Source organism: Ruegeria sp. F12, assembly GCF_056533885.1.
This window is the reverse complement of sequence record NZ_JBQFOV010000006.1, coordinates 1-22,862: the sequence shown is the minus strand read 5'-3', so window position 1 is coordinate 22,862 and position 22,862 is coordinate 1. Positions and strand designations below refer to the sequence as shown.

Here is a 22,862-nt window from a genome sequence, read left to right as displayed (position 1 = left end):
GCATCCAAGGTTCAAACCGTCCCTTGTTTACCGGTGGGCCGCACTCTACATCGGCTCCCATGAAACTGCGCCTGCCCTTCGTCAAAAAACAACCCTGTGTGGCCGTTATTCGCCTGTCTGGCGCCATCGGAATGACGGGGCGCGGCTCGATGTCCGACACCTCGCTAGCGCCGGTTCTTGAGAAAGCGTTTCGAAAAGGCAAACCGGCAGCCGTCGCGCTTGAGGTCAATTCGCCCGGTGGATCGCCCGTTCAAAGCTCACTGATCGGGGCGCGGATTCGGCGATTATCTGAGGAATTGAACGTTCCTGTCATAGCGTTTGTCGAAGATGTCGCCGCCTCGGGTGGGTATTGGCTGGCGGCAGCTGCAGATGAAATTTATGCCGACGACAGTTCGGTGCTGGGCTCGATTGGCGTGATTTCATCCGGTTTTGGCGCGCATGTGCTGCTAAAACGGCAGGGGATCGAACGGCGGGTTCATACAGCCGGGGCGTCGAAGTCCATGCTCGACCCGTTCTCGCCCGAAAAGAAAGAAGATGTGGCTCGTCTAGAACGTCTGTTAGGCGACATTCACGAAAATTTCATCACCCATGTGAAAACCCGGCGGGACGGGAAGCTGGACGAAAGCCAGGACCTGTTTACTGGCGAGATCTGGCTGGCGCGGCGGGCACAGGAATTGGGTCTGATCGACGGCATTGCGCATCTGAAACCCAAGATGCAGGAGCGGTTCGGCGACAAGGTCAAATTCCGCCGCTATGGCCTGCGCAAGCCGCTATTGTCGCGGGTTGGTGCGTCGGTGGCGCAAGACGCGATTGCAGGGCTTGAGGAGCGCGCGGCCTATGCGCGTTTTGGTCTGTGACGTGATCATCAAGATTGTCACACTCTTCCTGATTGCCATGGGCGTGCTGGCCATGTTCGGCAAGCTGCGCTTTCCGGGTCAAAAGAGGCTGCAATCATCCCGGTGTCCGCGCTGCGGGCGGTTCAGGATCGGCAAAGGCCCCTGCGCCTGCGAAAAAGGAGGCCGTACATGACGGCATGGCTGCTTTCGGGGCTCGGGCTGCTGATCCTGCTGCTGGCGGGTGATGCGCTTGTGCGTGGGGCCGTGAACCTCAGCCTGCGCTTGGGCGTGCCTGCTCTGATCGTCAGCCTGACCATTGTGGCTTTTGGCACTTCGGCGCCTGAATTGTTGATTGCGATCAGCGCGATTCAGGAAAACGCACCGGGGATCGCGCTTGGCAATGTGGTCGGTTCAAACACGGCCAATATCCTGTTGGTGCTGGGCCTGCCTGCGCTGCTGGCCACGTTGCACACCAGCGAATGTGACAGCCGCAAGAACTATGTCTTCATGATCATGGCAACGGTGCTGTTCATCGGGTTGGCCTTTTGCGGCGTGTTCAACTTGCTCAGCGGGGCCATCCTGTTGACGGCGCTGGCTTTAGTCTTGTGGAACGCGTTCCGCGAGGCGCATGCACACCGCAAAGCCTGTGGTGACGCCTGCGCAGACGATGATGATCTGGACGGCCTGGAAGAGGCTGATCCGAATATGCCCTATTGGAAAATCTCGATCTATCTTGTGCTGGGTCTGATCGGACTACCGATGGGCGCGCATCTGCTGGTCGACAACGCGACGGTCATTGCCCGCACCTATGGGGTCAGCGAAACAGTGATCGGGTTGACGCTGGTGGCGGTCGGGACGTCTCTGCCCGAACTGGCGACGACCGTGATGGCGGCGCTGCGCCGTCAGGCGGATGTTGCTTTGGGGAACGTCATCGGGTCGAACATGTTCAACCTGCTGGCCATTGTGGGGATTGCCACGCTTGTCGGGCGCATCCCGGTCGATCCCGAATTCTTGCACTTCGATTTGTGGGTGATGCTGGCGGCCTCGCTGCTGCTGATCCCCTTCGTCTTTTTCAAGAAAGATATCACCCGCGGGTGGGGCCTGTTGTTGACCCTGCTGTATGTGGTCTACATCGTCACATTGCTGGCCTAACCTTACGGAGACCCAATCATGACCCGTGCCCTCGTAACCGGAGCAGGCATTCGCCTTGGCCGGGCTATGGCCCTGTATTTGGCACAGCGCGGGTATGATGTGGCCATCCACTATGCGACCTCGGAACAACCGGCGCTGGATGTCGTGGCCGAGGCTCAGGCTATGGGTCGCAGCGCGATCGCCCTACAGGCCGATCTTCTGGATGAGGCGCAGGTTCAGACCTTGTTGCCCCGCGCGGCCGAGGCGTTGGGCGGACCGATCACCTGTCTGGTCAACAATGCGTCGATCTTTGAATATGACAACATCCAGACGGCCACCCGCACAAGCTGGGACCGCCACATGGACAGCAACCTTCGCGCGCCCTTCGTTCTGACACAGGCGTTGGCCGAACAAGGGTTGGAGCCTGAGAAAGACGATGCAGGAGAACCAGTGGCGACCGGCCTGATCGTCAACATGGTGGATATGCGCGTGCGTAAGCTGACGCCCGAATTTATGTCCTACACTATCGCTAAGATGGGTCTCTGGGCGCTGACTCGTACCGCTGCGCAGGCGCTGACCCCGGCTATCCGCGTCAATGCGATTGGTCCAGGCCCGACGATGCAGGGACATCGTCAAAGCGCCGATCACTTTAGCGCGCAGCGAAGAAACACAGTGTTGGAACGCGGCGCAAACCCGTCTGATATCACCGCTGCGCTGGGCTATTTTCTGGATGCCCACGCCGTCACCGGACAGCTTTTATGCGTGGATGGCGGGCAGCATCTTGGTTGGCAAACACCGGATGTTTTGGGCGTTGAATAGGTAATTCTCAGATAAGTTTTGCACCGCTCTCATTTCTGTTACCAACGCGTTACAAAAATGTATTGTTTTTCATGCACTTGTCCTGTGTATGAAAAAATATCAATTAAAAACAAACAGTTAGTCTACTGCCTATTTTTTGTGCAAATCAAGGAATCCTTAATGAATTAAGGGAAAATCGCGATACCCGGAAACTTATCTTCATACTTATCCACAGAAACCGTGGATTTGTTTTCTCTTGATCTGAGGCGCTCAAGATTGCAGCCATGGTGAGGGAATCATATTTCAGGCACATGACCGTCCAGAACGAATCGAACTCCGAAACCCAAAGCGTTGGATACGAATGTATACAGCGATATGTGAAAACGCTGGACAGCTCGCCCGGTGTGTACCGGATGTTGGATGCGGACAGTCGGGTTCTGTACGTGGGCAAGGCGCGAAACCTGAAGGCGCGGGTATCGAACTATACGCGGCCCGGACATTCGGGGCGGATCGAGAAGATGATCGCCGCGACGGTTTCGATGATGTTTCTGACCACGCGGACCGAGACCGAGGCGCTGCTGCTGGAGCAGAACCTGATCAAGCAGCTCAAGCCCAAGTACAATGTGCTGCTGCGCGACGATAAGAGTTTTCCGAACATTCTGGTCGCCAAGGATCATGGGTTTCCGCAGATCAAGAAACATCGTGGGGCGAAGAAAGAAAAGGGCGCCTATTTTGGCCCATTCGCCAGCGCCGGAGCGGTGAACCGGACGCTGAACCAGCTGCAAAAAGCGTTCCTGCTGCGTAACTGCTCGGATTCCATGTTCGACAGCCGGACGCGGCCCTGTCTGCTGTATCAGATTAAGCGCTGTTCTGGGCCGTGTGTTGGGTTGATCTCGGAAAGCGATTACGGCGAAAGCGTCAAGGATGCGGAACGGTTCTTGTCGGGCCGGTCAACCAAGGTGCAGGAAGAACTGGCCAAACAGATGATGGCCGCGTCCGAGGCGATGGAGTTCGAACGCGCCGCCAGCCTGCGCGACCGTATTCGCGCGCTGACGCAGGTGCAGACGTCCCAAGGCATCAACCCGCGCGGCGTGGCCGAGGCGGATGTGATCGGACTCTATCTGGACAACGGGCAGGCCTGTGTGCAGGTGTTCTTTATCCGGGCCAACCAGAACTGGGGCAACAAGGACTTTTACCCTCGGGTCGGGGCGGATGTGTCACCGGCCGAGGTGATGGAGGCTTTCCTCGGTCAGTTCTACGACAACAAGGAACCGCCGCGTCAGTTGATCCTGTCAGATGGGATCGAGAACGCTGATCTGATGCAGGATGCGCTGTCGGAAAAAGCCGGGCGCAAGGTTGAAATTCTTGTCCCTCAACGGGGCGAGAAACAAGAACTGGTCGCCGGAGCCCTGCGCAACGCACGCGAGTCACTGGCACGGCGCATGTCGGAAAGCGCCACGCAGGCCAAGCTGTTGCGCGGCGTGGCCGAGGCGTTTGATCTGGACACGCCACCCGAGCGGATTGAGGTCTACGACAACAGCCATATCCAAGGCACCAACGCGGTGGGCGGCATGATCGTGGCCGGTCCCGAGGGGTTCATGAAAAACGCCTATCGCAAGTTCAACATCCGGGGCGATGACCTGACACCGGGCGACGATTTTGGCATGATGAAAGAGGTCCTGACCCGCCGTTTCACCCGCCTGTTGAAAGAAGACCCCGACCGTGACAAGGGGCTGTGGCCCGACCTGCTGCTGATCGACGGCGGCGCAGGGCAGGTGAGTGCGGTGCATGAGATCATGGTCGAACATGGCGTCGAAGACATCCCGATGGTCGGTGTCGCCAAGGGTGTGGACCGCGACCACGGCAAAGAGGAATTCCACCGTATCGGCCAACGCGCCTTTGCGCTGAAGCGCAACGATCCGGTGCTGTATTTCATTCAACGCCTGCGGGATGAGGCGCACAGGTTCGCCATCGGCACCCATCGCGCCAAACGGGCCAAGGCGGTTGGGGCGACGCCTCTGGATGAAATCCCCGGCGTGGGCGCGGCGCGCAAACGCGCTTTGCTGACCCATTTCGGCAGCGCCAAGGCGGTCAGCCGGGCCAATCTGGCGGATCTGAGAGCGGTGGACGGGATCTCAGCCGGGTTGGCGCAGAAGGTCTATGATTTCTTCCACGACAAGGGCTAGGCCCGCCGCCCGCGCCACAGGATATACAGCCCCGAGGCCACGATCAGCGCCGACCCGATCCACATGGTCTGGTCCAGCCGCTCACCAAACATGACCACGCCCAACCCGATCCCGAATAGCAGTCGGGAATAGCGGAAAGGCGTGACTGATGAGACCTCACCCGTGCGCATCGCCTTCATCAGCGAGGCATAGGCCATAACGCCCATCACGATTGCACCGGCCATGTGCAGGCTGACTTGCGTGCTTAGGGGCTGCATCGGTGTGCCCTCCCAGAACCGATAGGCCAGCCCGGCGACGATGATGCAGAGGAAACCGTAGAACCCCAGCACCTCGGTCCCCAGTGACGCGGGCGCGGCGCGGCTGGCCAGATCGCGGCCTGCGAACCCCAACATTCCCAGCACCGCAAGGATGGACAGGGCCGAGAAGCTGTCTCCGGTTGGTTGGATGATAATGACGACGCCGACAAGGCCGATCAGAATGGCGCTCCACCTGCGCCAGCCGACGGTTTCGCCAAAGACCAGAGCAGCGCCAGCAACAACGACCAGAGGCGTGGCCTGCAATATCACCGTAGCCGAGGATAGTGGGGTCAGTGCGATGGCCAACACATAGAACAACCGTCCGAGTATTTCGAACACCACGCGCACTTTCATTGGGCGCGACAACACATCCGGCTGAAACAGTCGCGTGCCGCGCAGCAGGGCCACCACCGCATAGATCACCGCGCCGCCTGCGCCGAACAGCACCAGCACCTGCCAGATCGGAATTGCGGCCGAGGCGGCCTTGATCAGCGCGTCCTCAAGCGCGAACAGAGCCATCGCAGCGATCATCCATGCACTGCCGATCAGGTTCGATCGTGGGTCGGTTTGAATGTGGGTTGTCATGTTTCGCTCTGTCTGAACCAGTCGCCAATCTGGCCGCAAACACTGTGCGCGCCAAGTCGCGGAAACGGGATTGCGACCCTTTGACCGCAATCACTGCAACCGCCTGTGATCGGGGCAGATTTTCAACGGGCCATCTTTCATGTCCTGAACCGGCGATGTAAAGTTTTAACCATGAAGTGGAACCTGCCCAATATCCTGACCGTGCTTCGCCTATTGGCGGCGCCAGGTCTGGCCGTGATGTTTTTGTATTTCACCCGGCCCTATGCCGATTGGTTTGCCCTGATCCTGTTCATGTCCGCCGCCATCACCGACTGGTTCGATGGCTACTTGGCCCGTGCTTGGAAGCAGGAAACAAAGATTGGCGCAATGCTGGATCCGATTGCCGACAAAGCGATGGTAGTGATCGCGCTGATGATCCTTGTGGGCTATTCGACAGAACACTGGACGCCTTGGCTGGTTTTGCCCGCTACCGTGATCCTGTTCCGCGAGGTTTTTGTCTCGGGCCTGCGGGAGTATCTGGGCGATGTAGCCGGAACTTTGAAAGTGACCAAGTTGGCCAAGTGGAAGACCACGGCGCAGATGGTGGCGATTGCCATCCTGTTCTCGCAGGGGATATTCGAGCACTATTTCGTCATGGCCACTTTCGGCATGGACCCCACGATCATAGATCAGGTCCTGACTGGCGAGGTCGAGGACCACAACCACCTCCGTTGGCATTTGGAAGGCATGTTCTGGTCGGGCCGTATTGGGCTGTGGCTGCTGTGGATTGCTGCGACGCTGACATTGATCACGGGCTATGACTACCTACGTAAAGCCATGCCCCATCTGAAGGAGAGCTAAGCGATGGACGTGCTGTATTTCGCCTGGGTGCGCGAACGCATCGGCCTGCCCAAGGAAAAGGTCGAAACGCAGGCCGCGACGGTCAGCGATCTGGTCGCTGAACTCAGCGCGCGCGAAGACCGCTATGCTGCTGCCTTCGCGGATCTGTCGGCCCTGCGCGTGGCGCTGGATCAGGAACTGTCGGACTTTGACGCCCCTCTGTCGGGCGTGCGCGAGGTTGCGTTCTTTCCGCCCATGACAGGCGGCTGAGATGCGGATCGTCGTACAGGAAGCCCCGTTTGACATGGGGGCAGAAGCCAACGCCTTTGCTGCTGGGGATGATGCTGCCAACGGGGCCATCGTGACCTTTACCGGCGTTGTGCGCGACCTGGCCACGGGCGATCTGGACGTGATGGAGATCGAACACTACCCCGGCATGACCGAACACGCCCTGACCAAGATCGCGACCGAGGCGCAATCGCGCTGGTCGCTGGGCGATGTGCTGGTGATCCACCGCCACGGACGGTTGGCTCCGGGGGATCGGATCATGATGGTGGCCACCGCCTCGCCCCACCGCAAAGATGCGTTCGAGGCGGCCGAGTACCTGATGGACTACCTCAAATCCCGCGCGCCGTTCTGGAAGAAAGAGATCACCAACGCAGGCGCCGATTGGGTCGCCGCCAAGGACGAAGACGAAGACGCGCTGAGCCGGTGGTGACTTAATCCGCGTTGTTGATGCGTCCGCGCAGTTCCTCGGCCTCTTGCCGGGCAGCGCGTAGGCCTTCCATTGCGGCGGACAGCTCGGCCTCGGTCTGGGTCAGTTGATTGGTCAACTCGGCCTCGCGTTGCTGCAGATAGGTTATGGCCTGATCGCGGGTTTCCTCGGCCTCGTGCAGCTCTTGGCTCATGCGGTCCAGATCGGCCACGTCGCTTTGGCGCACGCGGGACAGACGGTGGGCCAGCCAATTGGCGAACCATCCCATACAGAACGCGCCGAACAGGATGATGGCCGTGGCGATGATGAATTCCAGTCTGTTCAACTTATTGGTCCCCCGCGCCGGTATCTACGGCGTCTTCTGTCGGTTCGGCGTCCGTTTCCATTGCCTCAAGCCCGGTTTCCGTCGCAGCGACGGGTTCAGGACGGATCAGGCGAAACTCGATCCGGCGGTTTTCCTCGCGGCCTTCTTCGGTGTCATTATCGGAGATGGGTTGCGTTTCGCCATAGCCCACAGCGGTATAGCTTGAGGTTGGAACCCGGCGGCCGCGCAACTCGTTCAGGATGGATTGCGCCCGTGCCTGGCTGAGCTGCTGGTTCATTTCCTCGCGGCCCTGGCTGTCGGTATGGCCCTGAATCTCCATCCGGATTGGGCCGCAGTCCCGCAGGATTTCGGCGATCTGGTTGACCGTATCACGCGAGTCAGCGGCGACAGTGGCAGACCCAGGTTCAAAGGCGATTTTGCTGGAGGACTGGACCTGCGCGATCTGTTCTTCGCACTGTTCGGGGTCAGGAAGTGTGTCCTCGGGTTCGGGTGGGGCCTGATAGGTGATCGACAGGTTAAATTCCTGGGCGTCGCCCAACTTGTCCGACAAAAGGCTGGTGATCCCGGCCCGTGTGTCGGGGTCATGGGTGACGCCGCTCAGGGCGACGTCATCAGGTGTCACCGTCAGAACGCCGTTGTGTAGTTGCGCCAATGCTTCCAGCCCAGCCAGCACGCGCACGGGCCAGTCGGCTGGCAGGTCCGGTGCGATCCTTGTGGCGGTATAGACCTGTTCCGAGCCAAAGGCCGCGCGGGCAAAGCTGTCGACCATGTCGCGCAGGGTTTCGTCACCCAGACGTCCGCGCATCTGGACCAAACCTTCGGGGCTGCGCGTGGCCGAGAATTCGGGCGGGTCAGCAGGGGCGTCTTCTTCGGGTTCGGGCAGCACGGCATGCAGGGCAAAGACGTCGGGAAGGGCGGTCTCAAGCTCGCCTACTACCCGATCAAAAGTGCCTGGGTCTGTGCCCATTGCGGCCACAAGCGTGATATCCGCGTCGGACATGGTGACAGAACCCTGACCGATCTGTGCCAGCGCCCGAATGCTGAGAATCGCTGCTTCGGACCACCGAGGAGACGGCTCACCCAGTCCGATCGTACAACTATAGGGCCCAGTCATGCCGGTTTCCTGCGCGGCGGCGATGATGGTGGTACGGGCATCTTCATCCTGCGCCGAGCAGGCATCGAACTGACCACCCTCGGCTCCGATCAAATAGCGCAGGGTAAAGGGCGTGATCACCGGGCGCGGGGCCGAGATTGCAAGCCCTATCCGCAAGCTGGGTGGGGCTGCGCGCGTCAGCTCTTGTTCCAGCCGCTCTTTTTCATGGCGACTATCCGCGATGGCGGTGATCTTGACCAGCCCCGGACTGGCCGAGATCTTGGCACGGGGCAGGCGGACCAGCGCTTCGATGGCAAAATCCAGCGCGTCGTCCCAACCTTTAGGGGTGGGATAGTCGGCCGTTTCCATCAGGTCCGATACGTTGTCGGCATCCAGGCGGCGCAACCGCTCGATCAGCGCATCGCGATCTTGGGTGGCGGGGATTAGGCCGATAACCGAGATGCCACTGTCATTGCGCAAAATCTCGGCCGAGAATTTCGGTGGGGCCAGCTGCGTTGTCGGCGCCACCTCCATGTCATCAATGACGCGCGAGGTATCAACCTCGGTCCCGGCGGCGGTCAGGGCGCTGAACCGGGTGGCCTCGTCCTGCGCGGTACCGGTCAGCACCACGCGCAACCCGTCCGATTCGACCTCGGCCCAGTCATGGCCTTTCAGGTCCAGCGCGCGGCGGACGGCAAATTCCGATGCTTCCTCGACCGCGGTCACCGCATAGCTAGCGGCCAGCAGGGACAACCCGGCCGAAACGAGGAAAATCAGGGCAGCAGCTAAGAAATAGGGCAGGCGCATGTGCGGGCAGACGACTCCTCGGGTGGTTGGGGGGACTCTTACAGAGCCCCGCGCCGAGGTGCAATCAAACCAACAGTGCCACGCACAGGAAGATCAGCGGAATAAGGCCGGTGTCGCGGTTGGCGCGGAACAGCTGCAGCAGCTTGGCGTTGTCCTCGGTGTCCAGCCCGCGCAATTGCCACGCCATGTGCCAGCCCATTGCCCACGGCCCGGCCAACGCAACAAACAGCGCCATGATCGAGGCCTGCGTGGTTATTGCGTCAATAATCGCCAGACCCATCAGGGAAACGGTGGCCACAAGGAAGTATTTCAGCCACTTGGCCGTGTCCTTTCCGAACAGACGCGCGGTGGATTTGATGCCGATCAGTTCGTCATCTTCGGTGTCCTGATGGGCATAGATCGTGTCATAGAACAGCGTCCACGCAATCCCGGCCAGATAGAGCAAAATCGCAGGCACACCGATGGATCCGGTATGTGCGGCCCAGGCCAACAGAACACCCCAATTGAAGGCCAGCCCCAGAAACACCTGCGGCCACCACGTGAACCGTTTGGCGAAGGGATAGATCGTGACCGGCAGCAGCGACAGGACGCCCATTGCTATGGCCGTCTGATTGAAGCTGAGCAGAATGCCCAAAGCCAACAGGCATTGCAGCCCCATCCAGACCACCGCCTGCCGCACCGTGACCTGACCCGAGGGGATGGGCCGCGAGCGGGTACGCTCGACCTGCGCATCGAATTCGCGGTCGGTGATGTCATTCCATGTGCAGCCCGCGCCGCGCATCAGGAAGGCGCCGATGGCGCATCCGGCGGCGATCCACAGATCCTCCCACCGGGGCGAGCCGTCGCTGAGGATGGCCAGCACCAGACCCCACCAGCAAGGGATCAGCAGCAGCCATGTGCCGATGGGTCGATCCGCGCGGCTGAGGCGCAGATAGGGGCGGGTAAAGGCGGGCGCGTGAGTGTCGACCCAGTTGCCGCTGACGGCATCAGCGACCTGACCATCTGGTGTTGGGGCATTGCCTTGCATATTAAGGTCTCATGAGTGCAAAGATCAGACTGTATGTAGAGCACCCTTTGGGTGCGGGGCAATCGGTTCCTTTGACGCGTGATCAGGCCCACTACCTGTTCGGCGTCATGCGGCTGGCCTTCGGCGGACAAGTGTCCTTGTTCAACGGCCAAGATGGCGAGTGGCTGGCCGACGTTGCCGAGGCGGGCAAGCGTGGCGGTGTGCTGACTTGCGCCCGCCAGACCAAGCCGCTGCAACTGCCGCCCGATCTGTGGTTCCTATTCGCGCCGATCAAAAAGGCCCGTACTGATTTCATCGTTGAAAAAGCGGCCGAGATGGGGGCTGCGCGCATTCTGCCGGTACAAACCGAATTCACCAATTCCGAGCGTATCCGGCAAGACCGTCTTCAGGCCCACGCGGTCGAAGCAGCCGAGCAATGCGGCGGCACCTACGTGCCAGAGGTTGCCGATCTGCAACGTTTGGACCGACTGTTGGACGCATGGCCCGAGGACCGTCAGCTGATGTTCTGTGATGAGGCCGAGGTCGGCTCGGCCTTGCGTCTGGCTGCCCATGAGTCGGGCCAGCCCTGGGCTATTTTGATCGGGCCCGAGGGTGGGTTTTCGGATCGAGAGCGCGCGCGTCTGGCCGGGTTGTCCTTTTCCCATGTCGTCAGTCTTGGGCCGCGCATCCTGCGGGCCGATACGGCGGCGGTGGCGGCCTTGACCATGTGGCAGCAGGCCTTGGGGGATTGGTCATGAACTGGCGACCGGCTGATACGACGGACGTGCCTGCGATCCGCCGGTTTCTGTCGCGGCATGTCCAGACCTCGATGTTTCCGCTGGCCAATCTGCGCGAATACGGCTTGGGCGGAACCAGCCCGCGCGCGCTGAGTGCCTGGGTGTTGGGTGACGATCCGTGGGCCGTTTTTGCCATCACCAACGAAGGTATGGTTCTGCCACAATGCCCCGATTGTTCCGACGACGATCTGCTGGCCGCGATCGACCTGATCCGCGGCAGGCCGCTGTTCGGGATTGCAGCCGAGGCGACCCAAGCGCGGCGGATCATGCAGCTTGCGGGCTGGGCGGGCCGTCCCGCGACACTCAATAGTGACGAGCCGGGGTTCACTCTGGACCTGACCCAACTTGTGGTGCCCGATACCACCGGTGCGATGCTTGAGCCTTTGGGTGGGTTCAACGGAGACATCACCGAAGAGTGGCGACGCGACTATTTGATAGAGGCGATGGATTTCGCTCCTGACCGCGCGCGGAAGCAAGCGCGCAAGGACTATGTGACCTATCTGGACCTAAATTCGCACCGGGTACTTGTGGTCGATGGTCAGCCCGTGGCGATGACAGGGTTCAATGCGCGCCTGCCCGATGTGGTTCAGATCGGCGGGGTCTATACCCCGCCCAAGCTGCGCGGGCGCGGCTATGCGCGGTTGGCTGTTTCCTTGCATCTGCTCGAGGCAAATGCCAGCGGCGTGTCGCGCGCGGTGCTGTTTGCGGCTTCCAATTCGGCGGCGCGTGCCTATATGGCAATCGGATTCAAACCAGCAGGACAGTTCTCGCTGATCCTGTTCAAGAACCCGAAGGATCCGGCATGAGTTTCATCCGACCCGAAGCCAAACTGACCCTGTGGCGCTGGCGCGAAGTGCTGGTTGCCGTGGCCGTCCTGCTGGTTGGCCTGAGCTGGATTGGCGGTCCCGGTGGCCTGCTGGGCTGGATGGGCTGGGTTCTGGTTGCCGTGGCCGTGGCGCTGGCCGTCATAGGTTTTCAGCGCGCGCGATTTCGCACTGGGGCAGGCGGCCCCGGCGTTGTCACCATCGACGAAGGTCAAATCACCTATCTGGGCCCGCTGGACGGCGGCATGGTCGCCACGCGCGAGATCGAACGGCTGGCACTGGACCCGACCTCGAACCCGGCGCATTGGGTACTGTCTCAGCCGGGCCAGCCAACGCTTCACATTCCCGTGAATGCCGAAGGGGCCGAGGCGCTTTTTGATGTGTTCTCGAACCTGCCGGGGCTGAAAACCGAACAGATGCTGGCCGAATTGAACGGCGGTGCGGTGCATCCCGTGGTGATCTGGGAAAAGCGCCCGATGCGACCGGCGCATCTGCGGCTGCATTGACACTGGCGGCATTTCACCCCACGACTCACCCAAAGACAGACACATCAGGATCGGAGAGCGGTTCATGTCCATCCCCCAGTCCGGCGGCGGGCCGATCGAACGCCACGAACAGCTAGCGGAATATCTGGAATCGGGCTGCAAGCCCAAAGCCGATTGGCGCATCGGGACCGAGCATGAGAAGTTCGGTTATTGCAAGGACACGCTGAAACCGCTGCCGTTCGAGGGTAAACGCTCGATCGTCGCTGTGCTGGAAGGTCTGCGCGACCGCCATGGCTGGGCCGAGGTGCGCGAGGGCGACAACCTGATCGGTTTGGAAAAGGACGGCGCGAATGTCAGCCTGGAACCCGGCGGTGCGCTGGAACTATCGGGTGCTCCGCTGGAGACGATCCACGAGACCTGCGATGAGGTGAACACCCACCTGCGCGAGGTGAAGGATATCGCGGATGAGATCGGCGTGGGCTTTATCGGACTGGGCGCGGCTCCGATCTGGACCCATGACGAGATGCCGTTGATGCCCAAGGGCCGCTATCGGCTGATGAACGACTATATGGAAAAGGTCGGCACCATGGGCCGCGCCATGATGCGGCGCACCTGCACGGTTCAGGTCAATATCGACTTTGGGTCCGAGGCCGACATGGTCCAGAAGCTGCGCGTGGCGCTGGCGCTGCAGCCGGTCGCGACGGCGCTATTCGCCAATTCGCCTTTCTTTGAGGGCAAGCCCAACGGCCAGAAAAGCTGGCGCAGCCATATCTGGCGGCATCTGGATGATGCGCGGACGGGCATGCTGCCGTTTGTGTTCGAAGAGGGCTTTGGGTTCGAGCGTTATGTGCAGTACGCGCTCGATGTGCCGATGTATTTCGTCTACCGCGACGGTCAATATATTAACGCGCTGGGCATGTCTTTCCGCGATTTCCTGCAGGGCAAACTGCCTGCGCTGCCCGGTGAAACCCCGACGCTGTCTGATTGGGCCGACCACCTGACAACCGCCTTCCCCGAGGCTCGCATCAAGAAATACATGGAGATGCGCGGCGCGGATGGCGGCCCGTGGCGGCGTTTGTGCGCACTGCCTGCCTTCTGGGTTGGTCTGACATATGACCAAGGCGCGCTGGATGCGGCATGGGATCTGGTCAAAGGCTGGGATGCGGAAACCCGCGAAGAACTGCGCGTTCAGGCTGCCGTTCAGGGTCTTCAGGCGCAGGTTGGCGTTATCAACATGCACGATCTGGCGCGCGAGGTCGTGGCGATTTCCGAGGCCGGTCTGAAATCCCGCGCCTTCCCCGGCGCAGGTGGTCTGGTGCCGGACGAGACGCATTTCCTGAACGCGCTGAAAGAAAGCATCGACACAGGGAAAGTCCCCGCCGATGAGTTGCTGGATCACTACAATGGCGACTGGAACGGCGATCTGACCCGGATTTATCCCGAATACAGCTATTGATCCGCACCGTCCCGCTTGCATTCGCAGGGCTGGCCCGATAGCAGGTTGGCGACCAAATTCAGAGGGCGTCATGGACGATCTTAAGGCAAAATATCTGGGCCAAATCGCCGAGGCCGGTGACGAAAACGCGCTTGAGGCGATCCGCGTCGCTGCCGTGGGCAAAAAAGGCGAGGTCGCGCTGAAGATGCGCGAGCTGGGCAAAATGACCCCCGAGGAACGCCAGATTGCAGGCCCCGCGCTGAACGCCCTGAAGGATGAGATCAACTCGGCGCTGGCCGCTAAGAAGGCCGCGCTGGCCGATGCCGCGCTGGATGAGCGTCTGCGCACCGAATGGCTGGACGTTACCTTGCCGACCCGTTCGCGCCGTCAGGGCTCGATCCACCCGATCAGCCAGGCGACCGAGGAACTGACCGCGATCTTTGCCGAACTGGGTTTCTCGGTGGCCGAAGGGCCTCGGATCGAGGACGACTGGTATAATTTTGACGCCCTGAACATCCCCGGCCACCACCCTGCGCGGGCCGAGATGGACACGTTCTACATGCACCGCGCCGAAGGCGACGACCGCCCGCCACACGTACTGCGTACCCATACGTCTCCGGTGCAGATTCGCTCGATGGAGAAACAGGGCGCGCCGATCCGCGTCATCTGTCCGGGCGGCGTGTACCGTGCTGACTATGACCAGACCCACACGCCGATGTTCCATCAGGTCGAGGGGCTGGCCATCGACAAGGACATCTCGATGGCGAACCTGAAATGGGTTCTGGAAGAGTTCGTGAAAGCGTTCTTCGAGGTCGACGATGTCGAACTTCGCTTCCGCGCCTCGCACTTCCCCTTCACCGAGCCGTCCGCCGAGGTCGATATCCGCTGTTCCTGGGATAACGGTCAGCTGAAGATCGGTGAGGGTGACGACTGGATGGAGATTCTGGGTTCCGGCATGGTCCACCCGAAGGTGATCGCCGCCGGTGGCATCGACCCCGAGGTGTATCAGGGTTTCGCGTTCGGGATCGGCATCGACCGTCTGGCGATGCTGAAATACGGCATTCCGGATTTGCGGGCGTTCTTTGACAGCGATCTGCGCTGGCTGCGGCACTATGGGTTTGCGGCGCTAGATATGCCGAACCTGCATGGTGGTTTGAGCCGGTAATGGATATTCCTTGGGCCGATCATACGATTAGCCTATTCACAGCCACGGTGTTGGCGCTTTTGGCTGTGGCGTTGAATAGCTATTTGCATGATCGACAGCTTAGGAAGACAAAGCGAGTAGACTTTCTAATCCAAGCTTATCGGGAAATTGAAGCGGGTTCCAATTGGCCAAATATTCCCAATAAGACTGCTTTTGAAAGGGCTTTGGCCGACGTATTTCTGATGGGAAGTCCAAAGCAGATCACTCTCGCCGAAGAATTAATGAACGCATTGGGATCTAGTTCCGGTGCAGATACTACCGAGCTGCTTCAACAGTTGCGACATGACCTTCGAATAGAACTGGGATTGGAGCGAGTGGGTAAGAAGTTCAGATTTCTTCGCTTGGCGCGCCATCAGTGGGAAGTGGATGAACTCTACAGCAGATCTGCCAAAAGTTCCGAACAAGACACAGAATAGGTCTCCATGCGCGGAGCAAAGGCCGATAGGCCGCCGCGCTATCGCCAGACCGCCCGGACGGGCTGGCGATTTGTCTCCGCCAGTGCAACGCTCGAACAGCGCGCGGAATTGGTTGGCATAAAGTGCCCAACACAAACCTTGGATCGCCATCCCGCGGTCTGGCGATAGCGCGGCTTGTGCTCTGTCCGAAGGGCCGGCACGTGCGCGTGTTACAGTTTCCCACACGGTTGTGACGTGACAGTTGGCGTCAGGCGGCTAGGCTCCGGCCTATGATTTTCCGTCTGCTTCTCCTGCTGCTGACCGCCACCCCTGCTTTTGCCATGGGTCCATGGAAATCCGATTGCCATGGCGACACCGCCTGCGATCTCGGCGACCGCTCGTACCATGTGCTGGAGCCTGAGGAATGGGACGGGGAGACCCCTCTGCCCGTTCTGTTGCACTTCCACGGCTGGGCGCGGCAGGGCACCGTGGTGGTGAACCATCAGCGCATCGCCGGGGCCACAAAACTGCGCGGCGTGTTGCTGGTGGCCCCCAACGGGTTGGGCAAAAGCTGGGATTTCTGGACCTCGGACACACGCGATGTGCCCTTTGCCGATGCGGTGCTTGAGGATGTGGCCAAGCGCTATCCGGTTGATCCTGAACGTATCTACGTCTCGGGGTATTCTTTCGGTGGCGCGATGGCGTGGCGCTATGTGTGCCAGTCGGGAAATGACGTCGCCGCGCTGTTGGCCGTTGCGGGCAGCATCCGCCAGACCGAGGACTGTCCCGAAGCCCCGCGTGAGGCGCGCCATGTGCACGGCCTTAGCGATACGGTGATGGATTTCCCTTATGGCACCAATGGCGACACGACCTATCCGGTGGCGCTGTGGCGGGCGGCGTATGAGTGCCACGATGCCACCCCGCGCGGCGATTGGAGTGTGGTGCCGATCCTGACCCTCAGCCGGGTCGAGTGGACCGATTGCGCACGCGGGCAGGTGACGCTGGACACGCATCCGGGCGGGCATTTTATCCCCCATGGCTGGATCGGGCGGCAATTGGACGAGCTTTCGGGCCGCACCCCCACCTATCCTTGACCCGCAGCGCTTGCACCTTGGCGCATTCTTTGTCATTGCCTGTGCCGACTGGATGTTTGCCAAAAAAGGCCCCGAGCAATGAAATTCACTTTGTCCTGGCTGAAAGACCACCTCGACACGGACGCGTCGGTTGATGAGATCGCCGAGGCGCTGACCGACCTCGGGCTAGAGGTCGAAGAGATCGTGAACCCGGCGGACCGGCTGGCAGGCTTTACGCTGGGCCATGTGAAACAGGCCGAGAAACACCCCGACGCCGACAAGCTGCGCGTCTGCACGGTGGCGACGGATGAAGGCGATCTGCAGATCATCTGCGGTGCCCCCAACGCGCGCGAAGGCATCACCGTCGTGGTCTGCAAGCCGGGCATGTATATCCCCGGTCTGGATATCACCATCAGTGTCGGCAAGATCCGGGGCGTTGAGAGCTTTGGCATGATGGCCTCGGAGCGCGAGCTGGAGCTGTCGGATGAGCATGACGGCATCATCGAGCTGCCTTCGGGTGAGGTCGGCGACACGTTCGTCGACTGGCTGGCCGAGAATGACCCGTCCAAGATCGACCCGATGATCGAGATTGCGATCACGCCGAACCGCCCCGATGCGTTGGGTGTGGTTGGCATCGCTCGTGATCTGGCAGCGCGTGGGGTTGGCACGCTGAAAGAGCATATCCACGCGCCAGTGCCGGGGGATTTCGAATGCCCCATCAAGGTGACGATTGATGACGACACACTGGACGGCGCGCCGCATTTCACCGGTCGTGTGATCCGGGGCGTCAAGAACGGTCCCAGCCCGCAGTGGCTGCAGGATCAGTTGAAGGCCATCGGTCTGCGGCCCATTTCGGCGTTGGTGGATATCACCAACTACATGACCTTTGACCAGAACCGCCCGCTGCACGTCTTCGATGCCGACAAGGTGCAGGGCAACCTGCGGGTTCACCGCGCCAAGGGTGGTGAAACGCTGGTGGCGCTGGATGAGAAGGAATACACTCTGCAGCGCGGTATGATGGTGATCTCGGACGACAAGGGCGCGGAATCCATCGCGGGTATCATGGGCGGCGAGGAAACCGGCTGTACCGATGAGACGGTCAATGTCTTCCTCGAAAGCGCCTTCTGGGATCATGTGCAGATCGCCCTGACGGGCCGCGCGCTGAAGATTAACTCGGACGCGCGTTACCGCTTTGAACGCGGCGTTGACCCGCAATTCACCCGTGAAGGGCTGGAGCAGGCGACGCAGATGATTTTGGATATCTGCGGCGGTGAAGTGTCTTCGGTTGTTGAGGCCGGGAAGGCTCCGAACCACGCGCGTGCCTATAAGTTGGATGCGGCGCGGGTGCAGTCTCTGGTCGGGATGGAGATACCCGAAAGCGAACAGCGCCAGACCCTGACCCGTCTGGGCTTCCGTCTTGAGGGTGAGATGGCCCATGTGCCCAGTTGGCGTCCCGATATCATGGGTGAGGCCGATCTGGTGGAAGAGGTCGCGCGGATCGCCTCCCTGACCAAGCTGCAGGGCAAACCGCTGCCGCGTGTGACTGATGGCATCCCCAAGGCGGTGATGACACCGACGCAGCGCCGTCAGTCGATGGCGCGCCGGACCTGCGCGGCGCTGGGGTACAATGAATGTGTGTCCTATACCTTCATTGATCAGGCCTCGGCCGCCCTTTTTGGGGGTGGCGATGCCGCGACGCAGCTGGAAAACCCGATTTCCTCGGAAATGAGCCACATGCGTCCCGATCTGCTGCCCGGTCTGCTGCAGGCGGCCGCCCGCAATCAGGCGCGCGGCTTTGCGGATGTCGCTCTGTTCGAGGTTGGTCCGGTCTTCCATGATGGCGAGCCCGGCGATCAGAAAACCCAGATTGCCGGTCTCTTGGTGGGCCGCGATGGCCCCAAGGATGTGCACGGGGCCGCGCGCGCCGTGGATGTGTTCGACGTCAAGGCCGATGTCGAGGCTGTGCTGGCCGCCATCGGAGCGCCCGCCAAGGTGCAGGTCCAGCGCGATGGTGATGCGTGGTGGCATCCGGGACGGCACGGAAAGATCTGCCTGGGGCCGAAAAAGGTGCTGGGTGTGTTCGGTGAGCTGCACCCGCGTATTTTGCAGGCGATGGACATCAGGGGCCCGGCGATGGCGTTTACCATCTGGCCGGACGAGGTACCTCTGCCCCGCAAATCCGGGGCGACCCGTGCGGCATTGGAGCTGCGCGATTTGCAAGCGGTCGAGCGTGACTTTGCCTTTGTCGTCGATGCGGATGTCGAGGCTTTGACGCTGGTGAATGCAGCGGCGGGGGCGGATAAGGCCTTGATCGAGGATGTGCGTGTTTTCGATGAATTCATCGGCGGTAGTTTGGGTGAGGGCAAGAAATCTCTGGCCATTACCGTGCGTTTGCAACCGACGGACAAAACCTTGAAGGAAGAAGATATCGAGGCGGTTGGCCAGAAGATCATCGCCAAGGTCGGCAAGGCCACTGGCGGCGTGTTACGCGGTTAAACCGGCCTTGATCCAAATGCAAAGCGCGCCTGCGGGCGCGCTTTTCTCGTTTCTGGGGATGGTGTTGCCATGTCGCAACAGAAAGCTGTGGGCCCTTTCAGGGGGTTGAGCAGAATCGGCAAGCCACCCTATTGACGCCCTCCTATCGCAATCAAACCCCGGAGTCTGCCAGATGTCAGATCCCAAACGCGCCCAAGCGCCTTTCATTTTCTGATTGCCCGCCAGCATTCCGGCGGGCCTTGTTTCCCGTTGGAGAGCTGTCATGAAACGTCAAGACATCTCGATGATCCGGCAGATATTGCCGCCAGAGATGCCCTTTCCTTATTACCCGGACCGGCAAAGCCCGTGGTTGCTGTGCCAGTCGATGCCGGCTGAGATGCCGATTTCGGACCTTAAACAGTCTGAACTGTCTCGCTTTCTGATGCGCCCTTTGGTGCAGCCGATCGTTGCGTCTTGTGGCGGGGTCTTGCGGCGGCACGATGTAATGGCCGTGGCCCATGCGGATCGCGCGATGCGGCTTGGGGCTTTGGGCCCGGCGGCGACAAGGGGGCTGGAGGTTGCGTATCAATCCGATTGGCTGGATTTCTGCCTGAGCTTCGACATCTGGTCCGGCGAGCAGACGACACGTAAAGCCCACAATCTGGTGGTTCAGCTTGGGTTCCCAAGCGAACACGCGGCGTTACTGTGGCAATTCGAACAGCGTGCTGAGGTTGGCGCCTATCAAAGCAGCCTGCACCCGGTTCGCAGGCACGGGCGCCCGACACTGGCTTGGTGTCGTCTGGATCTGGACCTGCAAAGCGGCCATTGCCTGATCGAAGAGATCCAGTCCGATTGGCTGCGTTTTGTAGGTCGCGCCCGGCGGCGGTTGCAACATCGTGCGCCCCGGTCGCGGGCATTGAGGCTGACCAGCGACTATGAGCAAAGCCTGCAGCAGAGATACGCCAAAATCTGGGCCGATGTGATGATGCTGTCGGTCCTGATGCTGCTGCGGGATGAGTTTGCCGTGCGTGATGTCTGGATGCACCAGCCAGAGTCTGGCGCTAAACTGAAAGGGATTACATGGGGTCGGCTGCCGCCGCGTTCGATCTATACCCGACTGCCGCGTGCATTCGGGTTCCAACAAACGCGCGAGATGCCCCCAATGCTGGGCAGCAAACATCGCAGTACAGCCCGGCGGGCGGTGAAAGAGGATCAGCCGATTTTCTGGCGGTTGCGCTTCTGAACGCCCCTTGGGTTTCCGCCGATTTCTAACTAGGGTCGCAGACAAATAACAAGGAGTTAACTATGGGCCTGAACGTATACCTCTCGGGTGAAATCCATACCGATTGGCGGGAACAGATCATCGATGGCGCCAAGGGGCTGGATGTCACTTTCAACAGCCCCGTCACCGATCACGCCGCCAGCGACGATTGCGGCGTGGCCATTCTGGGGGCAGAGTCGAACAAATACTGGCACGACCACAAAGGTGCGATGGTCAACGCCATTCGCACCCGAAAGGGTATTGCGGATGCCGACGTGGTCGTTGTGCGGTTTGGCGACAAGTATAAACAGTGGAACGCCGCGTTTGATGCGGGTTACGCCGCCGCGTTGGGTAAATCGCTGATCGTGCTGCACGGCTCCGATCATCAGCACGCGTTGAAAGAGGTCGACGCCGCAGCGCTGGCCGTCGCCGAGCACGCCGCTCAGGTGGTCGAGGTGCTGCGCTATGTTCTGACCGGACAACTGCCCGGATAGCGGGCGTCGGGGCGGGGCAATGCCTCGCCCCCGATCTGCCTTAGCTTGTCGCAGGTATAGTTAATCCGCGCTGGACTGCTGGACGTTCCAGGAAACGGTCCACATAAGGCTGAAGATTGGCGAAATCCGACCATCCGAGCAGGTCTTTGACGCCGTAGTAGTCCAACCCGCGCAGCCATGGGACTATGGCGATATCAGCGATCGAGTAGTCCCCGGCGATCCAGTCCTGCCCGTCCAGCTGCGTGTTAACGACGTTCAACAGACGCTTGGCCTCGTTGATGTAGCGCTCGCGCGGGCGAGGGTCTTCGATCTCGCTGCCAGCGAATTTGTGGAAATAGCCAAGCTGCCCGAACATCGGACCCAGCCCGCCCATCTGGAACATCAACCATTGGGTCACACGTGCTTTGTCCGCCGCGGTTTTTCCGATCAGCTGACCGCTTTTCTCAGCCAGATACAGCAGGATCGCACCGCTTTCGAACAATGAGACCGGCTCGCCATCCGGTCCGTTCGGGTCGATGATGGCCGGGATCTTGTTGTTGGGGTTCAGCGAAAGGAATTCGAGGCTTTTTACGTCTGAGTCCGCCAGCGTGACCAGGTGCGCCTCATAGGGCAGGCCGATCTCTTCGAGCATGATCGAGACTTTGACGCCGTTGGGCGTGGGATAGGAATAGAGTTGCAGTTTTTCCGGTGACTGTGCGGGCCAGCGGGCAGTGATCGGGTGGTTTGCGGCGTCCAGCATAGGGGCTCCTGTATGAAGGTTCCGAACACAGTTAGGTGTTGCGGTGCCGATCTACCAGTGGCGCGCGCTGTGCGTTACTGGTCAGATATTGTGCATTCGGGAACAGGCGGGGAAAAGCAGAGAAATCCGCACCTAGACTGACGCGCATTTATCGCTCACAGTTTGGTGATCTCCGCGCGCGTCGCGGGTTTTCTTATGGCTTGTAGAAGGAGAAACGCGTGGATGAAGTTGCTACACAGGTCGGTGCTTTTGCGCCGCTGGTGATGAATGCCGTGAAGGCACTGGTTGTTCTGGTATTGGGCTGGACCGTAGCTGGGATGATCGCGGGCGTGGTGCGGCGTCGCATCAACGCAACCCCACAAATCGATCCGACGCTAGGGAATTTTGTTGCCAGCCTGGTGAAGTGGGCGATCCTGGCGATGGTGCTGGTCGCTGTTCTGGGCATTTTCGGGATCGAGGCCACAAGTATCGTCGCTATTCTGGGTGCCGCCTCGCTGGCCATTGGTCTGGCCTTGCAGGGGACGCTCAGCGATTTGGCGGCCGGGGTGATGCTGGTCGTATTCCGGCCGTACAAGCTGGGTCAGTATGTCGATATTGGCGGTACTGCCGGGACGGTGAAGGATCTGAACCTGTTCACAACGGAACTGGTCACCCCTGACAACGTCCAGATCATCGTGCCCAATGGGCAGGCCTGGGGCAGCGTGATCACCAATTTCTCGGCCCATGACACGCGCCGCGTCGATCTGGTGTTCGGGATCGACTATGGCGACAGTGCGGATGCCGCGATGCAGATCATCCTGGACGTGGCCAAAGCCGATAAGCGTATTCACAGCGACCCGGAGCCGTGGGTACGTGTGACAAATCTGGGCGATAGCTCGGTCGACCTGACAGCGCGCCTATGGTGTGACGCGGGAGATTACTGGGACGTGAAATTCGAGCTGACCAAAGCTGTGAAAGAGGCATTCGACGCCAAGGGCGTTTCGATCCCTTACCCGCATTCGGTCGAGATTCACAAGCAGGCGTAAATCTCCCGCCCGTCATACGGGCATTGAAATGCCCTTTTCCGGTTGGGCCAGATCGGCC

The 22,862-nt window shown here is 60.5% G+C and carries 24 protein-coding genes; 19 read left to right on the top strand and 5 right to left on the bottom strand.

The features are described from left to right. Window positions 1-59: 59 nt before the first annotated feature. From ACR0CA_RS10280 to uvrC, 5 genes are all read left to right on the top strand, one after another. Window positions 60-857: a S49 family peptidase gene (locus tag ACR0CA_RS10280; RefSeq protein ID WP_170789636.1), complete on the top strand. Its 798-nt coding sequence runs from the start codon at window positions 60-62 to the stop codon at window positions 855-857. Then, complete coding sequence (locus ACR0CA_RS10275; RefSeq protein ID WP_170789458.1) at window positions 838-1,029, top strand: hypothetical protein; 192 nt, start codon at window positions 838-840, stop codon at window positions 1,027-1,029. The genes ACR0CA_RS10280 and ACR0CA_RS10275 overlap by 20 nt, the downstream gene beginning before the upstream one ends. Beyond that, complete coding sequence (locus ACR0CA_RS10270) at window positions 1,026-1,988, top strand: calcium/sodium antiporter (RefSeq protein ID WP_170772722.1); 963 nt, start codon at window positions 1,026-1,028, stop codon at window positions 1,986-1,988. Before ACR0CA_RS10275 ends, ACR0CA_RS10270 begins: the two co-directional genes overlap by 4 nt. An 18-nt stretch (window positions 1,989-2,006) precedes the next feature. Beyond that, window positions 2,007-2,786: an SDR family oxidoreductase gene (locus ACR0CA_RS10265; protein ID WP_480550310.1), complete on the top strand. Its 780-nt coding sequence runs from the start codon at window positions 2,007-2,009 to the stop codon at window positions 2,784-2,786. A gap of 290 nt (window positions 2,787-3,076) precedes the next feature. After that, a complete protein-coding gene (uvrC, locus tag ACR0CA_RS10260; RefSeq protein ID WP_480898803.1) occupies window positions 3,077-4,951 on the top strand; it encodes an excinuclease ABC subunit UvrC in 1,875 nt (624 codons plus the stop codon). On the opposite strand, the gene ACR0CA_RS10255 is transcribed toward uvrC, so the two are convergent. Then, on the bottom strand, window positions 4,948-5,832 hold the full coding sequence (locus ACR0CA_RS10255; protein ID WP_480898801.1) for a DMT family transporter: 885 nt from the start codon (window positions 5,830-5,832) through the stop codon (window positions 4,948-4,950). The genes uvrC and ACR0CA_RS10255 overlap by 4 nt on opposite strands. A gap of 171 nt (window positions 5,833-6,003) precedes the next feature. Between ACR0CA_RS10255 and pgsA the strand changes: the two genes are divergently transcribed. Genes pgsA through ACR0CA_RS10240 form a run of 3 tightly spaced genes read left to right on the top strand, consistent with a single transcriptional unit; the run spans window position 6,004 to window position 7,369 of the window. Beyond that, window positions 6,004-6,672, top strand: a complete 669-nt coding sequence (gene pgsA / locus ACR0CA_RS10250) for a CDP-diacylglycerol--glycerol-3-phosphate 3-phosphatidyltransferase (RefSeq protein WP_170772715.1) — start codon at window positions 6,004-6,006, stop codon at window positions 6,670-6,672. 3 nt (window positions 6,673-6,675) lie between these two features. Next, a complete protein-coding gene (gene moaD, locus ACR0CA_RS10245; protein ID WP_170772714.1) occupies window positions 6,676-6,921 on the top strand; it encodes a molybdopterin converting factor subunit 1 in 246 nt (81 codons plus the stop codon). Between the two features lies 1 nt (window position 6,922). Further along, the gene (locus ACR0CA_RS10240; protein WP_480898797.1) at window positions 6,923-7,369 is read left to right on the top strand and encodes a molybdenum cofactor biosynthesis protein MoaE; all 447 of its coding nucleotides are present in this window, start codon (window positions 6,923-6,925) and stop codon (window positions 7,367-7,369) included. A 1-nt stretch (window position 7,370) separates the two neighbouring features. On the opposite strand, the gene ACR0CA_RS10235 is transcribed toward ACR0CA_RS10240, so the two are convergent. From ACR0CA_RS10235 to ubiA, 3 genes are all read right to left on the bottom strand, one after another. Further along, window positions 7,371-7,691: a hypothetical protein gene (locus ACR0CA_RS10235; protein ID WP_170772712.1), complete on the bottom strand. Its 321-nt coding sequence runs from the start codon at window positions 7,689-7,691 to the stop codon at window positions 7,371-7,373. Window position 7,692: 1 nt separating this feature from the next. Continuing rightward, the gene (locus ACR0CA_RS10230; protein ID WP_480898794.1) at window positions 7,693-9,591 is read right to left on the bottom strand and encodes an OmpA family protein; all 1,899 of its coding nucleotides are present in this window, start codon (window positions 9,589-9,591) and stop codon (window positions 7,693-7,695) included. A 64-nt stretch (window positions 9,592-9,655) separates the two neighbouring features. Further along, the gene (ubiA, locus tag ACR0CA_RS10225; RefSeq protein WP_170785040.1) at window positions 9,656-10,618 is read right to left on the bottom strand and encodes a 4-hydroxybenzoate octaprenyltransferase; all 963 of its coding nucleotides are present in this window, start codon (window positions 10,616-10,618) and stop codon (window positions 9,656-9,658) included. Window positions 10,619-10,629: 11 nt separating this feature from the next. Here ubiA and ACR0CA_RS10220 point away from each other — a divergent pair, with 11 nt between their 5' ends. The 10 genes from ACR0CA_RS10220 (at window position 10,630) to ACR0CA_RS10175 (ending at window position 21,040) form a co-directional block, all read left to right on the top strand. After that, window positions 10,630-11,355, top strand: coding sequence for a 16S rRNA (uracil(1498)-N(3))-methyltransferase (locus ACR0CA_RS10220; RefSeq protein ID WP_170785038.1), 726 nt, complete (start codon window positions 10,630-10,632; stop codon window positions 11,353-11,355). Next, window positions 11,352-12,200, top strand: coding sequence for a GNAT family N-acetyltransferase (locus ACR0CA_RS10215; RefSeq protein ID WP_480898792.1), 849 nt, complete (start codon window positions 11,352-11,354; stop codon window positions 12,198-12,200). Before ACR0CA_RS10220 ends, ACR0CA_RS10215 begins: the two co-directional genes overlap by 4 nt. Continuing rightward, a complete protein-coding gene (locus ACR0CA_RS10210; protein WP_170772706.1) occupies window positions 12,197-12,724 on the top strand; it encodes a hypothetical protein in 528 nt (175 codons plus the stop codon). The genes ACR0CA_RS10215 and ACR0CA_RS10210 overlap by 4 nt, the downstream gene beginning before the upstream one ends. Window positions 12,725-12,788: 64 nt before the next feature. Further along, window positions 12,789-14,159: a glutamate--cysteine ligase gene (locus ACR0CA_RS10205; protein ID WP_170772705.1), complete on the top strand. Its 1,371-nt coding sequence runs from the start codon at window positions 12,789-12,791 to the stop codon at window positions 14,157-14,159. 70 nt (window positions 14,160-14,229) lie between these two features. After that, window positions 14,230-15,303 carry a phenylalanine--tRNA ligase subunit alpha gene (pheS, locus tag ACR0CA_RS10200; RefSeq protein WP_480898788.1) on the top strand — a complete coding sequence of 358 codons (1,074 nt, stop codon included), beginning with the start codon at window positions 14,230-14,232 and terminating at the stop codon, window positions 15,301-15,303. Further along, complete coding sequence (locus ACR0CA_RS10195) at window positions 15,303-15,758, top strand: hypothetical protein (protein ID WP_480898786.1); 456 nt, start codon at window positions 15,303-15,305, stop codon at window positions 15,756-15,758. The genes pheS and ACR0CA_RS10195 overlap by 1 nt, the downstream gene beginning before the upstream one ends. A gap of 269 nt (window positions 15,759-16,027) precedes the next feature. Then, complete coding sequence (locus ACR0CA_RS10190; RefSeq protein WP_480898783.1) at window positions 16,028-16,831, top strand: CE1 family esterase; 804 nt, start codon at window positions 16,028-16,030, stop codon at window positions 16,829-16,831. Between the two features lie 78 nt (window positions 16,832-16,909). Continuing rightward, window positions 16,910-19,306 (top strand): phenylalanine--tRNA ligase subunit beta, encoded by a 2,397-nt coding sequence (gene pheT, locus ACR0CA_RS10185; protein ID WP_480898780.1) that lies wholly within the window; start codon window positions 16,910-16,912, stop codon window positions 19,304-19,306. A 262-nt stretch (window positions 19,307-19,568) separates the two neighbouring features. Further along, on the top strand, window positions 19,569-20,528 hold the full coding sequence (locus tag ACR0CA_RS10180; protein ID WP_480550335.1) for a hypothetical protein: 960 nt from the start codon (window positions 19,569-19,571) through the stop codon (window positions 20,526-20,528). Window positions 20,529-20,590: 62 nt separating this feature from the next. Next, the gene (locus tag ACR0CA_RS10175) at window positions 20,591-21,040 is read left to right on the top strand and encodes a YtoQ family protein (protein WP_480550337.1); all 450 of its coding nucleotides are present in this window, start codon (window positions 20,591-20,593) and stop codon (window positions 21,038-21,040) included. A gap of 40 nt (window positions 21,041-21,080) precedes the next feature. On the opposite strand, the gene ACR0CA_RS10170 is transcribed toward ACR0CA_RS10175, so the two are convergent. Then, a complete protein-coding gene (locus ACR0CA_RS10170) occupies window positions 21,081-21,779 on the bottom strand; it encodes a glutathione S-transferase family protein (protein WP_480550339.1) in 699 nt (232 codons plus the stop codon). Between the two features lie 263 nt (window positions 21,780-22,042). Here ACR0CA_RS10170 and ACR0CA_RS10165 point away from each other — a divergent pair, with 263 nt between their 5' ends. After that, the gene (locus ACR0CA_RS10165; RefSeq protein ID WP_480504545.1) at window positions 22,043-22,804 is read left to right on the top strand and encodes a mechanosensitive ion channel family protein; all 762 of its coding nucleotides are present in this window, start codon (window positions 22,043-22,045) and stop codon (window positions 22,802-22,804) included. The last annotated feature ends 58 nt before the right edge of the window (window positions 22,805-22,862 follow it).

What these genes read in the sequence shown, in the direction of transcription:
- ACR0CA_RS10190 (WP_480898783.1), top strand. Translation starts at nt 16,028, where the DNA reads ATGATTTTCCGTCTGCTTCTCCTGCTGCTGACCGCCACCCCTGCTTTT.
- pgsA (WP_170772715.1), top strand. Translation starts at nt 6,004, where the DNA reads ATGAAGTGGAACCTGCCCAATATCCTGACCGTGCTTCGCCTATTGGCG.
- ACR0CA_RS10165 (WP_480504545.1), top strand. Translation starts at nt 22,043, where the DNA reads ATGAATGCCGTGAAGGCACTGGTTGTTCTGGTATTGGGCTGGACCGTA.
- pheS (WP_480898788.1), top strand. Translation starts at nt 14,230, where the DNA reads ATGGACGATCTTAAGGCAAAATATCTGGGCCAAATCGCCGAGGCCGGT.
- ACR0CA_RS10230 (WP_480898794.1), bottom strand. Translation starts at nt 9,591, where the DNA reads ATGCGCCTGCCCTATTTCTTAGCTGCTGCCCTGATTTTCCTCGTTTCG.
- ACR0CA_RS10215 (WP_480898792.1), top strand. Translation starts at nt 11,352, where the DNA reads ATGAACTGGCGACCGGCTGATACGACGGACGTGCCTGCGATCCGCCGG.
- ACR0CA_RS10170 (WP_480550339.1), bottom strand. Translation starts at nt 21,779, where the DNA reads ATGCTGGACGCCGCAAACCACCCGATCACTGCCCGCTGGCCCGCACAG.
- ACR0CA_RS10220 (WP_170785038.1), top strand. Translation starts at nt 10,630, where the DNA reads ATGAGTGCAAAGATCAGACTGTATGTAGAGCACCCTTTGGGTGCGGGG.
- pheT (WP_480898780.1), top strand. Translation starts at nt 16,910, where the DNA reads ATGAAATTCACTTTGTCCTGGCTGAAAGACCACCTCGACACGGACGCG.
- ubiA (WP_170785040.1), bottom strand. Translation starts at nt 10,618, where the DNA reads ATGCAAGGCAATGCCCCAACACCAGATGGTCAGGTCGCTGATGCCGTC.
- ACR0CA_RS10275 (WP_170789458.1), top strand. Translation starts at nt 838, where the DNA reads ATGCGCGTTTTGGTCTGTGACGTGATCATCAAGATTGTCACACTCTTC.
- ACR0CA_RS10240 (WP_480898797.1), top strand. Translation starts at nt 6,923, where the DNA reads ATGCGGATCGTCGTACAGGAAGCCCCGTTTGACATGGGGGCAGAAGCC.
- ACR0CA_RS10255 (WP_480898801.1), bottom strand. Translation starts at nt 5,832, where the DNA reads ATGACAACCCACATTCAAACCGACCCACGATCGAACCTGATCGGCAGT.
- ACR0CA_RS10195 (WP_480898786.1), top strand. Translation starts at nt 15,303, where the DNA reads ATGGATATTCCTTGGGCCGATCATACGATTAGCCTATTCACAGCCACG.
- ACR0CA_RS10205 (WP_170772705.1), top strand. Translation starts at nt 12,789, where the DNA reads ATGTCCATCCCCCAGTCCGGCGGCGGGCCGATCGAACGCCACGAACAG.
- ACR0CA_RS10270 (WP_170772722.1), top strand. Translation starts at nt 1,026, where the DNA reads ATGACGGCATGGCTGCTTTCGGGGCTCGGGCTGCTGATCCTGCTGCTG.
- ACR0CA_RS10175 (WP_480550337.1), top strand. Translation starts at nt 20,591, where the DNA reads ATGGGCCTGAACGTATACCTCTCGGGTGAAATCCATACCGATTGGCGG.
- moaD (WP_170772714.1), top strand. Translation starts at nt 6,676, where the DNA reads ATGGACGTGCTGTATTTCGCCTGGGTGCGCGAACGCATCGGCCTGCCC.
- ACR0CA_RS10210 (WP_170772706.1), top strand. Translation starts at nt 12,197, where the DNA reads ATGAGTTTCATCCGACCCGAAGCCAAACTGACCCTGTGGCGCTGGCGC.
- ACR0CA_RS10265 (WP_480550310.1), top strand. Translation starts at nt 2,007, where the DNA reads ATGACCCGTGCCCTCGTAACCGGAGCAGGCATTCGCCTTGGCCGGGCT.
- ACR0CA_RS10280 (WP_170789636.1), top strand. Translation starts at nt 60, where the DNA reads ATGAAACTGCGCCTGCCCTTCGTCAAAAAACAACCCTGTGTGGCCGTT.
- ACR0CA_RS10180 (WP_480550335.1), top strand. Translation starts at nt 19,569, where the DNA reads ATGAAACGTCAAGACATCTCGATGATCCGGCAGATATTGCCGCCAGAG.
- uvrC (WP_480898803.1), top strand. Translation starts at nt 3,077, where the DNA reads ATGACCGTCCAGAACGAATCGAACTCCGAAACCCAAAGCGTTGGATAC.